Annotated in this window: 24 protein-coding genes; 15 read left to right on the top strand and 9 right to left on the bottom strand. The window is 52.0% G+C overall.

What is annotated here, in order from left to right:
• Positions 1 to 17: 17 nt before the first annotated feature.
• Genes flgD through flgB form a run of 3 tightly spaced genes read right to left on the bottom strand, consistent with a single transcriptional unit; the run spans position 18 to position 1,553 of the window.
• On the bottom strand, positions 18 to 716 hold the full coding sequence (gene flgD / locus N0B36_RS04310; protein WP_016152627.1) for a flagellar hook assembly protein FlgD: 699 nt from the start codon (positions 714 to 716) through the stop codon (positions 18 to 20).
• Between the two features lie 12 nt (positions 717 to 728).
• The gene (gene flgC, locus N0B36_RS04305) at positions 729 to 1,133 is read right to left on the bottom strand and encodes a flagellar basal body rod protein FlgC (RefSeq protein WP_006685091.1); all 405 of its coding nucleotides are present in this window, start codon (positions 1,131 to 1,133) and stop codon (positions 729 to 731) included.
• Between the two features lie 3 nt (positions 1,134 to 1,136).
• The gene (flgB, locus tag N0B36_RS04300) at positions 1,137 to 1,553 is read right to left on the bottom strand and encodes a flagellar basal body rod protein FlgB (RefSeq protein ID WP_016152626.1); all 417 of its coding nucleotides are present in this window, start codon (positions 1,551 to 1,553) and stop codon (positions 1,137 to 1,139) included.
• A gap of 157 nt (positions 1,554 to 1,710) precedes the next feature.
• Here flgB and flgA point away from each other — a divergent pair, with 157 nt between their 5' ends.
• The 3 genes from flgA to flgN all read left to right on the top strand — a co-directional run bounded on the left by flgA (position 1,711) and on the right by flgN (position 3,183).
• Positions 1,711 to 2,370, top strand: a complete 660-nt coding sequence (gene flgA, locus N0B36_RS04295) for a flagellar basal body P-ring formation chaperone FlgA (protein ID WP_016156187.1) — start codon at positions 1,711 to 1,713, stop codon at positions 2,368 to 2,370.
• A gap of 93 nt (positions 2,371 to 2,463) precedes the next feature.
• Positions 2,464 to 2,757, top strand: a complete 294-nt coding sequence (gene flgM, locus N0B36_RS04290; RefSeq protein WP_016152624.1) for a flagellar biosynthesis anti-sigma factor FlgM — start codon at positions 2,464 to 2,466, stop codon at positions 2,755 to 2,757.
• A 3-nt stretch (positions 2,758 to 2,760) separates the two neighbouring features.
• Positions 2,761 to 3,183, top strand: a complete 423-nt coding sequence (flgN, locus tag N0B36_RS04285) for a flagella biosynthesis chaperone FlgN (RefSeq protein WP_016152623.1) — start codon at positions 2,761 to 2,763, stop codon at positions 3,181 to 3,183.
• Between the two features lie 84 nt (positions 3,184 to 3,267).
• Here the strand turns inward: flgN and murJ are convergent, their stop codons facing one another.
• From murJ to rimJ, 4 genes are all read right to left on the bottom strand, one after another.
• Positions 3,268 to 4,803: a murein biosynthesis integral membrane protein MurJ gene (gene murJ / locus N0B36_RS04280; protein WP_016152622.1), complete on the bottom strand. Its 1,536-nt coding sequence runs from the start codon at positions 4,801 to 4,803 to the stop codon at positions 3,268 to 3,270.
• 223 nt (positions 4,804 to 5,026) lie between these two features.
• Positions 5,027 to 5,950: a Gfo/Idh/MocA family protein gene (locus tag N0B36_RS04275; RefSeq protein ID WP_259686113.1), complete on the bottom strand. Its 924-nt coding sequence runs from the start codon at positions 5,948 to 5,950 to the stop codon at positions 5,027 to 5,029.
• A 1-nt stretch (position 5,951) separates the two neighbouring features.
• The gene (locus N0B36_RS04270) at positions 5,952 to 6,599 is read right to left on the bottom strand and encodes a YceH family protein (protein WP_046274762.1); all 648 of its coding nucleotides are present in this window, start codon (positions 6,597 to 6,599) and stop codon (positions 5,952 to 5,954) included.
• A gap of 34 nt (positions 6,600 to 6,633) precedes the next feature.
• Positions 6,634 to 7,218, bottom strand: a complete 585-nt coding sequence (gene rimJ / locus N0B36_RS04265) for a ribosomal protein S5-alanine N-acetyltransferase (RefSeq protein WP_006685101.1) — start codon at positions 7,216 to 7,218, stop codon at positions 6,634 to 6,636.
• Between the two features lie 259 nt (positions 7,219 to 7,477).
• Here rimJ and mdtH point away from each other — a divergent pair, with 259 nt between their 5' ends.
• The 9 genes from mdtH to N0B36_RS04220 all read left to right on the top strand — a co-directional run bounded on the left by mdtH (position 7,478) and on the right by N0B36_RS04220 (position 14,225).
• Positions 7,478 to 8,686: a multidrug efflux MFS transporter MdtH gene (gene mdtH, locus N0B36_RS04260; protein ID WP_016156184.1), complete on the top strand. Its 1,209-nt coding sequence runs from the start codon at positions 7,478 to 7,480 to the stop codon at positions 8,684 to 8,686.
• Positions 8,687 to 8,800: 114 nt separating this feature from the next.
• Positions 8,801 to 9,361: a lipoprotein gene (locus N0B36_RS04255; RefSeq protein WP_016152618.1), complete on the top strand. Its 561-nt coding sequence runs from the start codon at positions 8,801 to 8,803 to the stop codon at positions 9,359 to 9,361.
• 106 nt (positions 9,362 to 9,467) lie between these two features.
• Entirely contained in the window at positions 9,468 to 10,514 is a 1,047-nt protein-coding gene (pyrC, locus tag N0B36_RS04250) for a dihydroorotase (protein ID WP_049259720.1), read from the top strand.
• A 66-nt stretch (positions 10,515 to 10,580) separates the two neighbouring features.
• Entirely contained in the window at positions 10,581 to 10,826 is a 246-nt protein-coding gene (gene dinI / locus N0B36_RS04245; RefSeq protein ID WP_003036157.1) for a DNA damage-inducible protein I, read from the top strand.
• A gap of 339 nt (positions 10,827 to 11,165) precedes the next feature.
• Positions 11,166 to 11,420, top strand: a complete 255-nt coding sequence (bssS, locus tag N0B36_RS04240; RefSeq protein WP_003036154.1) for a biofilm formation regulator BssS — start codon at positions 11,166 to 11,168, stop codon at positions 11,418 to 11,420.
• Between the two features lie 114 nt (positions 11,421 to 11,534).
• Positions 11,535 to 12,653, top strand: coding sequence for an N-methyl-L-tryptophan oxidase (solA, locus tag N0B36_RS04235; protein ID WP_259686112.1), 1,119 nt, complete (start codon positions 11,535 to 11,537; stop codon positions 12,651 to 12,653).
• Positions 12,654 to 12,705: 52 nt separating this feature from the next.
• The gene (locus tag N0B36_RS04230; RefSeq protein WP_003036148.1) at positions 12,706 to 12,819 is read left to right on the top strand and encodes a YceO family protein; all 114 of its coding nucleotides are present in this window, start codon (positions 12,706 to 12,708) and stop codon (positions 12,817 to 12,819) included.
• A gap of 262 nt (positions 12,820 to 13,081) precedes the next feature.
• Positions 13,082 to 13,648 (top strand): cytochrome b, encoded by a 567-nt coding sequence (locus N0B36_RS04225; RefSeq protein ID WP_259686111.1) that lies wholly within the window; start codon positions 13,082 to 13,084, stop codon positions 13,646 to 13,648.
• Position 13,649: 1 nt separating this feature from the next.
• A complete protein-coding gene (locus N0B36_RS04220) occupies positions 13,650 to 14,225 on the top strand; it encodes a YceI family protein (RefSeq protein ID WP_047501078.1) in 576 nt (191 codons plus the stop codon).
• Between the two features lie 46 nt (positions 14,226 to 14,271).
• Here the strand turns inward: N0B36_RS04220 and N0B36_RS04215 are convergent, their stop codons facing one another.
• A complete protein-coding gene (locus N0B36_RS04215) occupies positions 14,272 to 15,324 on the bottom strand; it encodes a rhodanese-related sulfurtransferase (protein WP_259686109.1) in 1,053 nt (350 codons plus the stop codon).
• A 220-nt stretch (positions 15,325 to 15,544) separates the two neighbouring features.
• On the opposite strand from N0B36_RS04215, the gene N0B36_RS04210 reads away from it, so the two are divergent.
• The 3 genes from N0B36_RS04210 to N0B36_RS04200 all read left to right on the top strand — a co-directional run bounded on the left by N0B36_RS04210 (position 15,545) and on the right by N0B36_RS04200 (position 18,300).
• The gene (locus N0B36_RS04210) at positions 15,545 to 16,465 is read left to right on the top strand and encodes a Kdo(2)-lipid IV(A) acyltransferase (protein WP_115190709.1); all 921 of its coding nucleotides are present in this window, start codon (positions 15,545 to 15,547) and stop codon (positions 16,463 to 16,465) included.
• 155 nt (positions 16,466 to 16,620) lie between these two features.
• On the top strand, positions 16,621 to 17,841 hold the full coding sequence (gene mdtG, locus N0B36_RS04205) for a multidrug efflux MFS transporter MdtG (RefSeq protein ID WP_016156180.1): 1,221 nt from the start codon (positions 16,621 to 16,623) through the stop codon (positions 17,839 to 17,841).
• An 81-nt stretch (positions 17,842 to 17,922) separates the two neighbouring features.
• Positions 17,923 to 18,300 carry a MysB family protein gene (locus tag N0B36_RS04200; RefSeq protein WP_016152610.1) on the top strand — a complete coding sequence of 126 codons (378 nt, stop codon included), beginning with the start codon at positions 17,923 to 17,925 and terminating at the stop codon, positions 18,298 to 18,300.
• Here the strand turns inward: N0B36_RS04200 and N0B36_RS04195 are convergent, their stop codons facing one another.
• The gene (locus N0B36_RS04195; protein WP_016152609.1) at positions 18,301 to 18,528 is read right to left on the bottom strand and encodes a YceK/YidQ family lipoprotein; all 228 of its coding nucleotides are present in this window, start codon (positions 18,526 to 18,528) and stop codon (positions 18,301 to 18,303) included. It lies immediately after the preceding gene.
• Between the last annotated feature and the right edge of the window lie 74 nt (positions 18,529 to 18,602).

Raw genomic sequence — 18,602 nt, 5'->3', positions numbered from 1 at the left:
CTGATAAGTGTGAAGGCTTAAATGATCTGCCGTACTTCGTCGAGGGTGGTGGTTCCATAGGTGCCCAGATCCAGCGTATTACCGCCGTTGCTGCGAATAACGCCCTGCACCAGCGCAAACTGAAGCGGCTGAGCCACCAGTTGTGTTCCGCCATTACTGGCAGCAATTGACACGTTGTAAGAACCGCTTGGCGCATCCGTGCCATCGGTCATGGTGCCGTCCCAGGTAAAGGTATGAACGCCCGCTTTCAACCCACCAATATCAATGGTGCGTACCACCTTGCCGTCTTTATCGGTAATGGTTGCGGTAACCTTATCTGCCGGTTGCTGCAGTTCAACGCCAAACGGCGTAGTGGTGGTTTTTGCGCCCTCTTCCGTACCTTTACCGGTAAGGATGGTGGTACCTGGGATCATGACACCGTGGCCAATCAGCGTACTGGCCTGCAGCGACTGACTGTTGTCGATCTGCCCGGAGATCGATCCCAGCGTGGTGTTCAGTTTCTCAATTCCACTCACGGTACTGATTTGCGCCAACTGGGTGGTCAGTTCGTTGTTTTGCAGCGGGTTGGTTGGATCCTGGTTTTTCAGCTGTGCAACCAGCAGCGTAAGGAAGCTGCTTTGCAGGTCCGCGGCGTTGCTGCCCGTCAGCGAACTCTTCCCCGTTGCGTCATTCACACCCGTCGTGCTCGGGTCATTCATTTTTACAGCAATAGACATGTGCGCCTCCTTTTACTGGCCTAGCGTCAGCGTTTTGAGCATCAAGCTTTTCACCGTATTGAGCACTTCAACGTTTGCCTGGTAGCTACGCGAGGCTGACATGGTGTTGACCATTTCGCCGACGACGTCCACATTCGGCATTTTTACGTAACCGTTCGCATCGGCCAGCGGATTACCGGGTTCATAAACCAGCTTATCCGGCGCCTGGCTTTCAATGACGTCAGCGACTTTTACGCCACCGGTTGCCGCACCTGGCGCGGCATCAACCTGAAAAACAACCTGCTTCGCGCGATACGGCTGACCGTCAGGTCCGGTGACGCTATCCGCATTCGCCATGTTGCTGGCCGCCACGTTCAGGCGCTTAGACTGAGCCGTCAGCGCAGAGCCTGCGATATCAAAAATATTTAACAGCGCCACGAATTAGTTCCCTCCTTGCAGCACGTTCATCATGCCTTTGATTTGTCCACCCAACGCGGTCAGCCCCATTTGATACTTGAGGCTGTTGTCTGCAAATTGCGTACGCTCCCGGTCCATATCTACCGTGTTGCCATCGAGAGACGGCTGATCAGGAATGCGGTAGAGCAGTTCCGTAGAAGGAGCGGAAACGGTCTGGGCCGGAATGTGTTGTGCAGAGGTCAGCGTCAACGAGACACCGCCGGTTTCTTCCCGTCCTCGCACCATGACTTTTTTTAATTCACTGGCGAAATCCAGGTCGCGCGCCTGATACCCCGGCGTGTCGGCATTGGCTATGTTGGCCGCCAATACTTCCTGGCGTTGGGCGCGCAAATTCAGCGCTTCCTGTTGAAAACGTAAGGCGGCGTCGAGCTTATCGAGCATATCTCCTCCGCAAATGACAAAATTCAGCCGACAGCTTAAATCCCATTACGCGCGCGTTATCGCCGGAATAAACGCAAAATGCGTCGCTATTTGTTGCGTTGATGACTGCGTCACACAGGTAGAATCCTGTCACTACCTGAAAAAGCGCGAGGTTTTGATGCAAACGTTTAAACGTGGAGTCGTCGTGGCAGCACTGCTGTTCAGTCCTATGACGCTGGCGCAAGACCTGAATTCACAGTTGACGGCATGGTTTTCCCAGCGTCTGGCCGGATTTAGCGATGAGGTCGTCGTTACTATCCGAACGTCGCCAAATTTATTGCCGAGCTGCGAACAACCAGCATTAAGCGTGTCCGGGAGTGCAAAATTGTGGGGTAATGTGAACGTGCTGGCGCGCTGCGCCAACGAGAAACGTTATCTGCAGGTGAACGTGCAGGCCACGGGAAACTACGTTGTTGCCGCCGCGCCCGTCGCTCGGGGTAGCGCCCTGACTTCGGCCAGCGTAACGCTAAAACGAGGTCGACTGGACCAACTCCCTCCGCGCGCCGTGCTGGATATGAATCAGGTGCAGGATGCCGTAAGCTTGCGCGATCTGGTGCCAGGTCAGCCGATACAGCTTTCCATGTTGCGCCAGGCATGGCGAATCAAGGCCGGTCAGCGCGTCCTGGTTATCGCCAACGGAGATGGCTTTCGGGTGAATGCCGAAGGTAAAGCGCTGAACAATGCCGCCGTCGCCCAGAATGCCCGAGTACGGATGATTTCAGGCCAGGTGGTGAGCGGTGTCGTCGATTCTGATGGGAATATTCTTATTAACCTATAATAGGTTAAAGATTTTTTAGCGTGTGCCGATAGATAAACAACCAATGATTACAGCGGGCCGCTATAGCGTAACCCCTCGATGAGGATAAACAAAATGAGCATTGATCGTACCTCACCATTGAAGCCAGTAAGTACCGTTCAGCCACGTGAAACCAGCGATGCGCCGGTACAAAAAACGCGGAAGGAAAAAACCACCGCCACCACCAGCACCAGCGTCATGCTGAGCGACGCCCAGGCCAAACTGATGCAGCCCGGCACCAATGACATCAATATGGAACGCGTGGAAGCACTCAAAACCGCAATCCGTAATGGCGAGCTGAAAATGGACACCGGAAAAATTGCCGACTCGCTGATCCGCGAGGCGCAGAGCTACTTACAGAGTAAATAAAGTATGACTCGTTTGTCAGAAATACTTGACCAGATGACGACCGTCCTCAATGACCTGAAAACGGTAATGGATGCTGAACAGCAGCAGCTTTCCGCAGGATATATTAACGGCAGCCAGCTACAGCGTATTACAGAAGAAAAAAGCTCTTTGCTGGCAACCCTTGATTATCTGGAGCAGCAGCGCCGTCTGGAGCATGACGCCACACGCAGCGCCAATGATGAAATTGCCGAGCGTTGGCAGACCATTACCCGGAAAACGCAGGACCTACGCGAACTCAACCAGCACAACGGTTGGCTGCTGGAAGGGCAGATCGAGCGCAATCAACAAGCGATTCAAGTGCTGAAACCGCACCAGGAACCGGCGCTGTATGGCGCAAACGGTCAAACCTCTGCTGCGCACCGCGGCGGGAAAAAATTCTCTATCTGATGCTAGCCTGATAACGTTTTGCTTATCAGGCCTACGCGTTTGTAGGCCGGATACGGCGTCATGCCGCCATCCGGCATTAATCTGTTACGCCGTCCGGCGCACAAACTCTTTCACTTTAAAGCCCAGCACCGCGAGCGCAGCGAAGTAAGCAGCAATACCGGCCACCACAACGGCCATCAGACGCAGCAGACGCCATAACATCGTTCCCTGCGACCAGTCCGGCATGATGTATAGCATCCCAACCAGCGCCGCCGACATCACCAGCACAGAAATCACCAGTCGCGCCAGGAACCAGGCCCAACCCGGTTGTGGGGTAAAAATTTTCTGTTTACGCAGTTGCCAGTACAGCAGTGAGGCGTTCAGACACGCCGCCAGACCAATCGACAGCGACAGCCCGGCATGTTTCAGCGGTCCAATAAACGCCAGGTTCATTACCTGGGTCATAATCAGCGTGACAATGGCAATCTTGACTGGCGTTTTAATATCCTGGCGCGAATAAAAACCAGGGGCCAACACTTTCACCACGATCAAGCCAATCAAACCTACCGAGTATGCCACCAGCGCGCGCTGCGTCATCGCGGCGTCAAAGGCGGTAAATTTACCGTACTGGAACAGAGAAACCGTCAGCGGTTTGGCCAGAATCCCCAACGCCACGGCGCTCGGTAATGCCAACAGAAAACACAAACGCAGGCCCCAGTCCATCAGACGGCAATACTCATCATGATTACCGCTGGAAAAACTTTTGGACAGCGAGGGCAGCAGGATAGTCCCCAACGCGACGCCAAGTACGCCAGACGGAAACTCCATCAGACGGTCAGCATAATACATCCATGACACTGAGCCAGAGGCCAGAAATGAAGCGAAAATCGTATTGATGATCAGTGAAATCTGGCTGACAGATACCCCAAGGATCGCCGGGCCCATTTGCTTAACGACGCGCATCGCCCCCGCATCACGGAAGTTCACGCGCGGCAGCACCAGCATGCCAATTTTCTTCAGGTGCGGAAGCTGATAAATCAGCTGTAGCACGCCGCCAACGGTAACGGCCCACGCCAGCGCCAGCACCGGAGGGTGAAAATAAGGAGCAGCAAACAGCGCGAAACCGATCATGCTGATATTCAGAAAGGTCGGCGCAAACGCCGGAATGGAAAAGCGATTCCAGGTATTCAGGATCGCACCCACCAGCGAAGCCAGCGAGATCAGCAGAATATACGGAAAGGTGATCCGTAGCAGTTGAGTGGTCAGCGCAAATTTGTCCGCGGTGTCGGCAAACCCAGGCGCGGTGACTAAAATCACCCACGGGGCAGCCAGCATCCCGGCGACCGTCACCACGGCCAGCGCCAGGGTCAACAGCCCGGAAACGTAAGAGACAAAGACGCGGGTCGCATCCTCACCCTGCTTACTTTTATATTCGGCAAGAATAGGCACAAACGCCTGCGAAAAAGCGCCCTCAGCAAAGATTCGGCGCAGCAGGTTAGGAAGTTTGAACGCCACAAAAAAGGCATCAGTCGCCATCCCTGCGCCAAAGATTCTGGCGACAATCGCATCACGCGCAAAACCCAGCACACGTGAAAACATCGTCATCGAGCTGACGGCTGCCAGCGACTTTAATAAATTCATCTATGTTGTATTCCAGACTCTGAGGCAAAACCCCGACAAACCTGCTCGTAGGTCGGATAAGGCATGATCGCCGCCATCCGGCACTTTTGCTGTGCCTGATGGCGACGCCGTAGCGTCTTATCAGGCCGACAAACCAGCCTATGGTTGAAAAGAGGTGTTATTTTTGAGTTGGCATATAGTACCTGGATTACAATGAATTACTACCGCCAGATGTTACAGGGGGTTATTCAGCCATTGCCTCCCGCCACAGCTTTTCGACAACGCGCTGGGCCAGGAGCGCCTGCTCACCTGCCGTCTGGGGAACCGTCTGATTTTGCACGCACTCAATGAAATGACGTGCGCATCCGGCAAAACCACGCTGTTCCAGGGTAGTTTGCCAGCCTGCTACCGGCTTGTGCACCACACCTTGCCCGCGCTCTTCCCGCCATTCCCGCATATCCGTGACGTCAATCAGGCCACCATCCGTCACCGCCTGCACGCTCTCGCGCTGGCTACCGGCGCGGCGATGCATACTGGTCGTTATCTGCATTTGCCCGGCAGAAAAATGGTGCTCCGCATAGAGCATCGCGCCGGATTCATTGGTTAACAGCGTACCGTTATTTAACTGCACTTTCTCTCCCGCCAGCCACAATGCGGTATCGACAACGTGCAGGTAGTCGTCCAGCAGAGTGAAGCGCAGATCGTGCGGCCCGACGCTGTCCGTCCGGTGCTTATCCATGCGTACGGACGCCGCATTGCCCAACTGGGATTTGAGATCCTGATACAGCGGCGCAAATCGACGGTTAAACCCCACCATCAGCGTCAGCTTTTTCCTCTCGGCCAGCTCCACCAATTGTTCAGCTTCGTGCAGGTTTTCCGCCAGCGGTTTATCCACGCACACGTGAACCCCTGCATTCAGCAGTTCGCTGACCACCGCATAGTGCGTTGCGGTACTGGAATGGACGAAAACCGCATCGCAGGTTTGCGCCAGATTAACCAGTGAATCAACGTAGGGTATCCGCCAGGTATCACAGATACGCTGCGCTTTTTCACGCGAAGGTGAAAATGCCCCTTCCAGCGTCCAGTCTGCACTAGCGCCCAGCACGGGCAGCCAGGCCTTTTGCGCAATCCCGCCGAGCCCGACAACGCCGATACGTAATTTATTCACATTAGTCTCCCAGGTGCGCCAGCAAGGAATCAAGCCGCTGCTTAAGCTCCGCGACGTCTGTTTCCAGCGCTTCAACGCGCGCCTGTAGATCGCCCGAAGCTGCCGGAAGTTCATCTGTGGTGGCCATCGCTTCATCAACGTCACCGCAAAACAGGTGCATATAACGGCTTTCACGTTTGCCCGGCTCACGCGCCAGGCGAACGACATAAGGACCATCTTCCCGGGTTGCCAGTTTCTCCAGTGTCGACTCTACTTCGGCCATGTCGCTGAATTCGTACATCCGGGAGGCGCGGCTACGTAGCTCACCTGGTGTTTGAGCGCCGCGCAGCAACAGCGTGGTAATGAGCGCGACTTCCCCCGCGCTGAGCTTAAGATTGCCAAACTCAGAGTTGCAGAAACGCTGCTCATATTTCGTGACGCGATTACCAAAGCCACTCACCGTACGCAGGAAATGCCGTTTCACCAGGTTATCAAGCTGATCCTGCACGTCGGATTCCGACAGGTTCATCACGGGTTCACGATTCGTTTTTTGATTGCAGGCGGTTACGACTCCGTTAACGGAGAGCGGATACTGTTCAGGTGTAGTCACTTGTTTTTCTAATAAACAGCCAATCACCCGTGCTTCGGTGGCGGTTAATTCGTATTTCATCGTCTTCTCCATTAATCATGGCTGCATCTGAAACTTAGCGGCCGGGGGTCCATTCTGATGTGGTCAACGCCGTCAGCACGTGATCGCGCCACTGCCCGTCAATCAGCAGGTAGTCTTTGGCATACCCTTCTTTTTCAAAACCCAGTCGCGCCAGCAGGTCACCGCTGCGTTTATTATGTGGCATGTAGTTAGCCATAATGCGGTGAATATGCTGCGTGCGCTGCATATAGCGGATAGCCGAGGTTAAGGCTTCATACATCAGCCCCTGCCCCTGCCACTTCTGTGCAATGGAGTAACCGAGATAACAGGCGTGGAAAGATCCCCGCACGACGTTCGAGAAGTTCGCGACGCCAATAATCTCTTTTTCTTCCGGATCGAGCAGCGCAAAGTAATAAGCGGTGCCCTGTTTATGAAACTCAGAGATCATGCTCAGACGCGCCTGCCAGCCTGACGGATAACAGTGGCTTTCATCGCGAATAGGCTCCCAGGGTTTTAAGAAATGACGATTTTCTGCGTAATAATCTGCCAGACGCCAGGCATCACGCTCATGCACTAAACGCACGACCAGGCGGTCCGTGGTTAAGCGCACTTTTGGCACGTTACTGCGATAGCCAAACATTCTATACCTACTCCTTCCCGTAACGTCTTCAATACGCTATTCGCATTACTATACCTGCGCAAATACGCCCTGTGAAAAGAGCAAAATGCCATTTTTTGAATTATTCACACATTTTGATGAAAACTCTCTATCAAGACGGACTTTTGATAAAAAAATATTGTCCCGCGAAGGGTGGGAAAAGCGATGACGACACCGCAGAATAGGAGATGCTTATCTTTTAAACTCTATCCAGAGTGACGAGTTTTTCCCTGGAGGGGAAATGTCGCAAGTCTCGCAGGCAAGGAACCTGGGTAAATACTTCCTTCTTATCGATAACATGCTGGTCGTGCTGGGTTTCTTCGTCGTTTTCCCGCTGATCTCAATTCGTTTCGTCGATCAAATGGGCTGGGCCGCCGTGATGGTCGGTATCGCGCTAGGATTACGTCAATTTATCCAGCAAGGTTTAGGTATCTTCGGCGGTGCTATTGCTGACCGTTTCGGGGCAAAACCGATGATCGTCACCGGCATGCTGATGCGCGCTGCCGGATTCGCCACCATGGGCATTGCCCATGAACCGTGGCTGCTGTGGTTTTCCTGCTTTCTTTCCGGGCTGGGCGGCACGTTGTTCGACCCTCCCCGCTCGGCGCTGGTGGTCAAACTGATCCGTCCGGAAAAGCGCGGGCGTTTTTTCTCTATTCTGATGATGCAGGATAGCGCCGGGGCCGTGGTTGGCGCGTTGCTCGGCAGTTGGTTATTGCAATACGATTTCCGTCTGGTGTGTGCCACCGGCGCAATTTTGTTCGTTCTGTGCGCGGCGTTTAACGCCTGGCTACTTCCGGCATGGAAACTGTCAACGGTGAAAATTCCGGTGCGCGAAGGAATGAGCCACGTGATGCATGACAAGCGCTTTGTCACTTATGTGCTGACGCTGGCGGGCTATTACATGCTGGCGGTACAAGTGATGCTGATGCTGCCAATAATGGTAAACGACATCGCTGGCTCACCGGCCGCTGTGAAATGGATGTATGCCATCGAAGCGTGCCTATCTTTAACGTTGCTCTACCCGATTGCCCGCTGGAGTGAAAAACGCTTTCGCCTTGAGCATCGCCTGATGGCCGGTCTGCTGGTGATGTCTTTAAGCATGATGCCCATCGGCCTGGTCGGGAATTTACAGCAGTTGTTCACCCTGATTTGCACGTTCTATATTGGCTCAATCATCGCCGAACCGGCGCGTGAAACCCTGAGCGCCTCGCTGGCGAATGCACGGGCACGGGGAAGCTATATGGGTTTCAGCCGACTGGGACTCGCCATCGGCGGCGCCATTGGTTATATCGGCGGCGGCTGGCTGTTTGACATGGGTAAAGCCCTGGCACAACCGGAGCTGCCCTGGATGATGCTCGGTATTATCGGCTTCATCACTTTCCTGGCGCTGGGCTGGCAATTCAGTCTCAAACGCCCAACGCGTGGTATGCTGGAGCCTGACGCCTGATAGCCAATCTGGCGTACGCGCATTTTTCAGTTTTTTCTGCTGTTACCCGCAGCGCTGGTGCTCGATGATGCTTTGTGTCACGATTACACCACAAGCATCATGTTGAGGAACCCCATGAAAAAGTTTTTTTTTGCCGCTGCACTAATTGTCAGCGGCCTGTTGGTTGGTTGTAATCAACTCACGCAATACACGGTTAGCGAGCAAGAGATTAATCAGGCCCTGGCGAAGAATAATAACTTTTCAAAAGATATCGGTTTGCCTGGCGTCGCTGAAGCACATATCGTACTGAACAATCTCGCCAGCCAGATAGGCCGTGAAGAACCCAATAAAGTGACGCTGACCGGAGACGCCAACCTGGACATGAACTCCCTGTTTGGCAGTCAGAAAGCGACCATGAAGTTGAAGCTAAAAGCCTTACCGGTTTTCAATAAAGAAAAAGGCGCGATTTATCTGCAAGAAATGGAAGTCGTGGACGCTACCGTCACGCCGGAAAAAATGCAGTCGGTACTGCAAACGCTGATGCCTTATTTAAATCAGTCGCTGCGCAACTATTTCAACCAGCAGCCGGCATACATTCTGCGGGATGACAGCAGCCAGGGGGAAGCGCTGGCGAAAAAACTGGCGAAAGGCATTGAGGTGAAACCGGGAGAAATCATTATCCCGTTCACCGACTAATATGACAGAGGGCGCCGATGCGCCCTTTTTTTTTCGTGCAAACGAAAACGTTTCCGCTTATCCTTTGTTTCCGGCAAAAAAGACTATCCTCAGCCGGAGCATATTGATGACTGCACCATCCCAGGTTTTAAAGATCCGCCGCCCAGACGACTGGCATCTTCACTTTCGCGATGGCGACATGTTAAAAACTGTCGTGCCCTATACCAGCGAAGTTTATGGCCGCGCCATTGTCATGCCGAACCTGGCTCCGCCCGTCACCACGGTGGACGCGGCTATCGCTTACCGCCAGCGAATTCTTGACGCGGTACCTGCCGGACACGACTTCACGCCATTAATGACCTGCTACTTAACGGATACGCTGGATCCCAATGAGCTGGAACGTGGATTCAACGAAGGCGTGTTCACCGCCGCAAAACTCTATCCGGCCAATGCCACCACCAACTCGACGCATGGCGTAACCTCTATTGATGCCATCATGCCAGTGCTGGAACGGATGGAAAAATTGGGTATGCCTCTGCTGGTGCACGGCGAAGTGACGCATGCGGATATCGATATTTTCGATCGCGAGGCGCGCTTTATTGAAACGGTGATGGAACCACTGCGTCAGCGCTTAACTGCGCTGAAAGTGGTGTTCGAACATATCACGACTAAAGATGCTGCCGAATACGTGCGCGACGGCAACGACCTTCTGGCGGCGACCATTACGCCACAGCACCTGATGTTTAACCGCAACCACATGCTGGTCGGCGGGATTCGCCCACATCTGTACTGCCTGCCGATCCTCAAACGTAACGTCCATCAACAGGCGCTGCGTGAGCTGGTCGCCAGCGGGTTTAACCGCGCCTTCCTCGGTACCGACTCAGCGCCGCATGCGCGTCATCGTAAAGAGTCAAGCTGTGGCTGTGCGGGCTGCTTTAATGCGCCGACCGCACTGGGCAGTTATGCCACCGTGTTTGAAGAGATGAATGCACTGGACCATTTTGAAGCCTTCTGCTCACTCAATGGCCCACAGTTCTACGGTTTGCCGGTGAATGAAACCTTTATTGAGCTGGAACGCGTGGAGCACCAGGTCCCAGAGAGCATTGCGCTGCAAGATGATACGCTGGTGCCTTTCCTGGGTGGCGAAACGGTACACTGGTCCGTGAAAAGCTAAAAAAAAGTGTAGCCAACTGGCGAGAATAACTGTATAAATAAACAGTATATTCCACAGGGGGCTACTATGCGTATTGAAGTCACTATTGCCAAAACTTCACCTTTACCTGCTGGTGCAATTGACGCGCTGGCAGGTGAACTCTCCCGCCGTATTCAGCACCATTTTCCGGATAACGAAGGTAACGTTACCGTCCGTTATGCCGGCGCAAACAATCTGTCGGTTATTGGTGCCACCAAAGAGGATAAAGAACGCATCAGCGAGATCCTCCAGGAGACCTGGGAAAGCGCGGATGACTGGTTCATCAATGAATAAATAATGATATGCAGTGATGTTTGTTTGCCGGGTCGCCCCGGCTTTTTTATACACACCATCTTTTAATCAATAGTTCATTCCTTCTGGCAAACTGATATTTTAATAATAAATTCCTGGCTATCTTTTAACCACAACACCAAAATAATTGTGCAACATGCTTAAAAAAAATGAATAACATGTCGGTTTGTTAGTCAGATAACGCTGAAAACGAAAATTTTATGTGCTTACCTCTTTAAATTTTCAATGAATACCCTTATTTATTGATATACTGAAGTTGCTTCAGAAAAAACGCATTGAACCTCGAAAACCGTTGTCTAGTAACACGAATTAGGGGGCATGATGGAAAAGAATAATGAAGTCATTCAGACTCATCCGTTAGTAGGATGGGACATCAGCACTGTTGATAGCTATGATGCGCTGATGCTGCGTTTGCACTACCAGACCCCGAATCGTCCAGACCCGGATGGGACTGAAGTTGGTCAAACGCTCTGGTTAACCACTGATGTTGCCAGGCAATTTATTTCGATATTAGAAGCAGGAATCGCTAAAATTGAATCCGGCGATTACCAGGTAAATGAGTATCAGCGACATTAAATCTGATACATCCAACCATCAAAAGGCACCTTTCCGGTGCCTTTCTTATTTCCAGGTTGAATATTCCGGGTCACTTATTTACCCTGCTACTATCGCGATTGCAGAGAGAAGCGGATGAAATACGACTTAATCATAATTGGCAGCGGTTCCGTGGGTGCCGCAGCCGGATACTATGCCACTCGCGCCGGTCTGAAGGTTCTGATGATCGATGCGCATATGCCACCGCATCAGCAGGGCAGCCACCACGGCGACACTCGATTAATTCGTCATGCCTATGGCGAAGGTGAAAAATATGTTCCGCTGGTGCTGCGTGCGCAAACATTATGGGATGAATTATCCACCCAAAATGAAGAGCCGATTTTTGTGCGCTCTGGTGTCATCAACCTTGGTCCGGCAGATTCAACCTTCTTAGCGACCGCGGCGCAAAGCGCAAAACAGTGGCAACTCAATGTTGAACAACTGGATGCAGCAGCCATTATGGCGCGCTGGCCAGAGATTCGCGTACCTGAAAACTATATCGGTCTGTTTGAAGCGGAGTCTGGTTTTTTACGTAGTGAGTTAGCGATTAAAACCTGGATCCGTCTGGCGGAGGAAGCAGGCTGTGCGCAGCTATTTAAATGCCCGGTCAGCGCAATTCGTCATAGTGATGATGGCGTCACGGTAGAAACCGCCGATGGTGACTATCACGCGCAAAAAGCGGTGATCAGCGCCGGAACTTGGGTACAGGCATTAGTCCCTGAACTACCGATACAACCGGTACGCAAAGTGTTCGCCTGGTATCAAGCCGATGGGCGTTACAGCGTTAAGAATAACTTCCCTGCCTTCACCGGAGAGCTACCAAATGGCGATCAATTCTACGGTTTCCCGGCAGAAAACGACGAGCTAAAAATTGGTAAGCACAATGGCGGACAGGTAATTCATTCGGCAGAAGAGCGCAAGCCGTTTGCCGCTGTAGTCAGCGATGGTTCTGAAGCCTTCCCATTCCTGCGCACAATACTGCCAGGCGTGGGCTGCTGTCTGCACGGTGCGTCCTGCACCTATGATAACTCACCAGATGAAGACTTTATTATTGATACTCTACCGGAGCATGACAACACGCTGATCATCACCGGGCTGAGCGGACATGGCTTTAAGTTTGCCTCTGTCCTCGGAGAGATTGCGGCAGACTTCGCCCAGGACAAATCGTCTGACTTTGACCTGACGCCCTTCAGGCTAAATCGTTTTAAGCGATAATAAATGAATGGCCTCGTTGGTGAGGCCATTTTTAATGACAGGAATAACGTTGATGCGCCGCATCTTTCACTATCTGGTTAATAATATTCGCGAGCATCTTATGCTCTACATTATTTTATGGTCGCTGCTGGCAATTATGGATGTGATATATATTATGTTTTTCTGAACCCGCAACGCTGACACTAATTGACATAAACTGATATTAACTTAATTTTCATTGCAATTAACTGAACAAGAAAAATACCTTAACCCCCCAGAAACCACGCCTTAATGTCATCCATCCCTACTAATTCCTTGATGATTACTTCACAATTCAATCAATTTTATTGAATAAAAAACAAATATCATCATTATTGTTATTTATTAGTTGCATTAATGTCTTTTACGCGCCATTTTCATTCACTTCTGAAATATCTAACGGTGCACTTATGCAATTCAATAATACTCCACAACGCTATGGCGTGGTGTCTGCCGCTTTACACTGGCTGATTGCGATTGCTGTATATGGCATGTTTGCGCTGGGATTGTGGATGGTCACACTCAGCTATTACGACGGCTGGTATCACCAGGCCCCTGAACTGCATAAAAGCATCGGCGTTATGCTCATGATGGGGCTGGTTATCCGCGTCGTCTGGCGGTTGATCTCCCCTCCTCCTCCTGCGCTGGCAAGTTATTCCCGTTTCACCCGCATCGCGGCGGCACTGGGTCACCTCGCGCTATACACATTGCTCTTTTCAATTGTCATCAGCGGGTATTTGATTTCGACCGCTGATGGCAAAGCGATAAGCGTATTTGGTTGGTTCGACATTCCTGCCACCCTTGCCAATGCGGGCGCTCAGGCCGACCTCGCCGGTAGTCTGCACCTGTGGCTTGCGTGGACCGTGGTGGTTTTATCGCTTCTGCACGGAGTGATGGCCCTGAAACATCACTTTATCGATAACGACGATACCCTGAATCGCATGTTGGGAAAATCGTCATCTGACTATGGAGCTTAAAATGAAAAAAAACCTGCTGGGACTTACACTCGCCTCTCTGTTATTCACCACCGGGTCAGCCGTGGCGGCAGATTACAAAATTGACAAAGAAGGACAGCATGCCTTTGTTAATTTCCGTATTCAGCACCTGGGTTACAGTTGGCTGTACGGCACATTTAAAGATTTCGACGGGACTTTTACCTTTGATGAGAAAAATCCCGCAGCCGATAAGGTTAACGTCACCATCAACACCAACAGCGTTGACACCAATCACGCCGAACGCGACAAGCACCTGCGCAGCGCAGATTTCCTTAACGTGGCCAAATTCCCGCAGGCGACCTTTAGCTCTACCAGCGTGAAGAAAGAGGGGAACGACCTGGATATCACCGGTAATCTCACCCTGAACGGCGTCACTAAACCGGTTACGCTGGATGCGAAGCTGATCGGTCAGGGCGGCGATCCGTGGGGTGGCACGCGCGCAGGTTTTGAAGCAGAAGGTAAAATTAAGCTGAAGGACTTCAACATCACCACCGATCTCGGCCCGGCGGCTCAGGAAGTCGATCTGATCATCTCAGTGGAAGGCGTCCAACAGAAGTAACGTATGAGTTGCCGGATGGGGCTAAAGCCGCCATCCGGCATGATGACTATTGCGCAGGGTCCGGAATACCCAGTTTGGTATTCAGACGACCGCGTGACTTATTAAATATTTTGTTGCCATTTTCACGTCCGGCGCGAAGACGACGTTGCTCTTCTTCCGGCAACTTACTCTCTTCGCTACACAATTCGCTACAGCAGCCGTTATACTTCTGCGCGCAGGCCGGACACTGGATAAACAACAGATGGCAGCCATCATTTTTGCAATTAGTATGGCTGTCGCACGCCGTTCCGCACTGATGACAATGCGCAATAACATCTTCAGAAATCCTTTCGCCCATACGCTCATCAAAAACGAAGTTTTTACCGACAAATTGCACAGGAAGCCCCTGTTCACGCGCCTTGCGGGCATATTCAATAATACCGCCCTCAATGTGCCAGACTTTGCTAAATCCGTTGTGTTTCATCCAGGCGCTGGCTTTCTCACAACGGATCCCGCCCGTGCAATACATAACGATTTTTTTATCTTTATGCGCCTGCATCATTTCAACGGCTTTCGGTAACTGGTCGCGGAACGTGTCTGCCGGGATTTCTAGCGCATTCTCGAAATGGCCCACTTCGTATTCATAGTGGTTGCGCATATCAATGAATACCGCGTCAGGATCGTCCAGCATGGCGTTTACTTCCGCCGCCTTCAGGTAATCACCTACGTTGCTGGCGTCAAATTGCGGATCGTCAATCCCATCCGCCACGATGCGTTCACGCACTTTCATGCGCAGCACCCAGAACGATTTACCATCATCATCCAGCGCGATATTCAGACGTAACCCGGCGAATGCGGGATCAAACGCATAAAGCTGCTGGCGGAATGCCTCGACGTTGCTTTGCGGTACGCTGATTTGCGCATTGATTCCTTCATGGGCAAGATAAACGCGCCCGAAGACGTTCAATGCAGTGAACATCTGGTACAGCGCATCACGCGTGTGCTGAGGATTAGCGATGGTGAAATATTTATAGAATGAGATCGTCGTGCGCGGCTCGGTCTCAGCCAACATTTTGGCTTTGAGCGCATCGTTCGAAATGCGGTTGTGTAACACTGGCATGGTGTACGTATCCTGCAAATAGGGAGAAAATGAAAATCGGCGGCATAATAAAGCAAACACCGCCAATTTACATCCACACATTTTACGCTACATTTCTTACTCCAATATAAAAGTGCAACAACAATTGCTGGTTTAATCACCGTTCTCCCGTCACAAATTTTTGATATGCGCGAAAAAATGCGACAATACAGGCAATTGGTCGTTTGAAGACAGGATAGACATGACGAATTTACCCAAGTTTTCGGCTGCGTTACTGCATCCACGTTATTGGTTAACCTGGCTGGGCATTGGCATCCTTTGGTTAATCGTGCAGTTACCCTACCCGGTTCTTTACAAGTTGGGCTGCGCATTAGGTCGTCTGGCATTACGTTTGATGAAACGTCGGGCAAAAATTGTTTCCCGTAATCTGGAACTGTGCTTCCCGCAAATGAGCGAGCAGGAACGCCAGCAGATGGTAGTCAAGAACTTCGAGTCCGTGGGCATGGGCGTGATGGAAACCGGAATGGCCTGGTTTTGGTCTGACAAGCGCATTTCACGCTGGACGGAAGTTATCGGGATGGAACATATCCGCGACGTTCAGGCGCAAAAACGGGGAATTTTGTTAGTGGGTCTGCACTTTCTGACCCTTGAACTGGGTGCGCGTCAGTTTGGTTTGCAGGAGCCGGGGATAGGCGTATATCGCCCTAACGACAACCCACTGCTCGACTGGCTACAAACCTGGGGCCGTATGCGCTCTAATAAATCCATGCTCGATCGTAAAGACCTGAAAGGAATGATTAAAGCGTTGAAAAAAGGCGAAGTGGTCTGGTACGCGCCGGATCATGACTACGGTCCCCGCGCCAGCGTATTTGTCCCGCTTTTTGCTGTTGAACAGGCCGCAACAACCTCCGGGACCTGGATGCTTTCACGCATGTCGAATGCCTGCCTGGTACCGTTTGTTCCCCGCCGCAAACCTGACGGTAAAGGTTATCAATTGATTATGCTGCCTCCGGAGTGTTCACCGCCGTTAGACAACGCGGAGACTACGGCAGCGTGGATGAATAAGATTGTTGAGCAATGCATCATGATGGCCCCAGAGCAGTACATGTGGCTACACCGTCGTTTCAAGACGCGTCCTGAAGGTTCACCTTCCCTGTACTAAAGCACGGTTGCAGTCCTGTGGACTGCAACACCTTCCCTGCCCGCTTTAGGTTTAACTGCTATCCGCATTGCAGCAACTATCAACCAGGCGCATAATTAGCCTGCTTCCTTATATTCAATCGATAGCGCAAACAGCGCGCCACACTGCGGAACGCTATGTCACCCTCAGATGCTCCCATAAACTGGAAACGTAACCTCACCGTTGCCTGGTTGGGTTGTTTTTTAACCGGTGCAGCATTTAGCCTGGTTATGCCCTTTTTGCCCCTCTATGTCGAGAGTCTCGGCGTCACGGGTCATAGCGCCCTGAATATGTGGTCAGGTCTGGTCTTCAGCATCACTTTTCTCTTTTCCGCCATCGCCTCTCCTTTCTGGGGTGGCCTTGCCGATCGCAAAGGGCGAAAAATCATGCTGCTGCGTTCCGCATTGGGTATGGCGATTGTGATGCTGCTGATGGGGCTGGCGCAAAATATCTGGCAGTTCCTGGTCCTGCGTGCCCTGTTGGGTCTGCTCGGCGGTTTCATTCCCAACGCCAATGCACTCATCGCCACCCAGGTTCCGCGCAATAAAAGCGGCTGGGCGCTGGGAACGCTTTCCACCGGCGGCGTCAGCGGCGCACTGCTCGGACCGTTGGCAGGCGGGCTGCTCGCGGATCAGTACGGACTACGCCCGGTATTTTTCATCACCGCCAGCGTACTGCTGCTCTGTTTTATCCTGACGCTATTTTTTATTCGCGAACGTTTCCAACCGGTGAGCAAGAAAGAGATGCTACACATTCGCGAAGTCGTGGCCTCGTTAAAAAATCCCAAACTGGTGCTGAGCCTGTTTGTCACAACGCTGATAATCCAGGTGGCAACCGGGTCCATCGCGCCAATTCTGACGCTGTACGTTCGAGAGCTGGCTGGCAACGTCAGTAACATCGCCTTTATCAGCGGGATGATTGCTTCCGTACCAGGCGTGGCTGCGTTAATCAGCGCCCCGCGACTTGGCAAATTAGGTGATCGAATTGGCCCGGAGAAGATCCTGATTGTTGCTCTGGTCATCTCCGTGCTGCTGCTTATTCCAATGTCGTTTGTACAATCGCCCTGGCAACTTGCCGTTCTGCGCTTTTTATTGGGGGCCGCTGACGGGGCTCTGCTCCCGGCTGTGCAAACGCTGCTGGTCTATAACTCGACCAATCAGATCGCCGGGCGTATTTTCAGTTATAACCAGTCATTTCGCGATATCGGTAACGTAACGGGACCGTTAATGGGGGCGGCAATATCCGCCAACTACGGTTTTCGCGCCGTCTTCTGCGTGACCGCGGGCGTCGTACTGTTTAACGCTTTCTACTCGTGGAATAGTCTGCGCCGTCGCCGGAACACTGAGGCCACTGGATGATTTTTGTGCATTCATACTTGCAATATCGGAGAATCAACTATTATTTCCCTGAATACTTCATTAAATCAAAGGGAGACTCTGATGACCATGTATGCCACGCTGGAAGAAGCCATTGATGCCGCTCGTGAAGAATTTCTGGCTGATAACCCTGACCTTGAGCCCGACGAAGCCAGCGTTCAACAGCTAAGCGTACAAAAATACGTGCTACAGGATGGTGACATTATGTGGCAGGCGGAATTCTTTGCTGATGAGGATGAGGGCGAGGGTGAATGCCTGCCAATGCTGAGTGGTGAAGCGGCCCAAAGCGTTTTTGATGGCGACTATGATGAAATTGAAATCCGTCAGGAGTGGCAGGAAGAAAACACGCTTCACGAATGGGATGAAGGTGAATTCCAGCTGGAACCTCCCCTGGATACCGAAGAGGGTCAGACCGCGGCCGATGAATGGGATGAGCGATAGCTACTCGTAAGGTCCGTGGTGAATGTCGAGCGGGAGCAGCAAGGTATCAAACACCAGCGAAAATGGCAGGTCTAGGATGGTGACGTAGCGCCACGCGGAGTCCCGGACATCCCATTGCACGCCAGGATAGTATTGGTTTCCGTGCCCTTGCCCTGGGATAGTTCGGCTAATAATACTGCCGCATCCGCTCAGCAAGCACACCATGATTGCCACTGCCAATATTCGCACCTGATACCTCACGGCTCTTTTATTTAGTATAAAAAAATACCGGCACCAGGCCGGTATTTTCACGTTACATAACG

The organism is Citrobacter sp. XY323 (assembly GCF_025106035.1).
GTDB classification, from domain to species: domain Bacteria; phylum Pseudomonadota; class Gammaproteobacteria; order Enterobacterales; family Enterobacteriaceae; genus Citrobacter; species Citrobacter braakii.
Note: the sequence above shows the minus strand (reverse complement) of the source record. Positions and strands in the feature narration are given on the sequence as shown.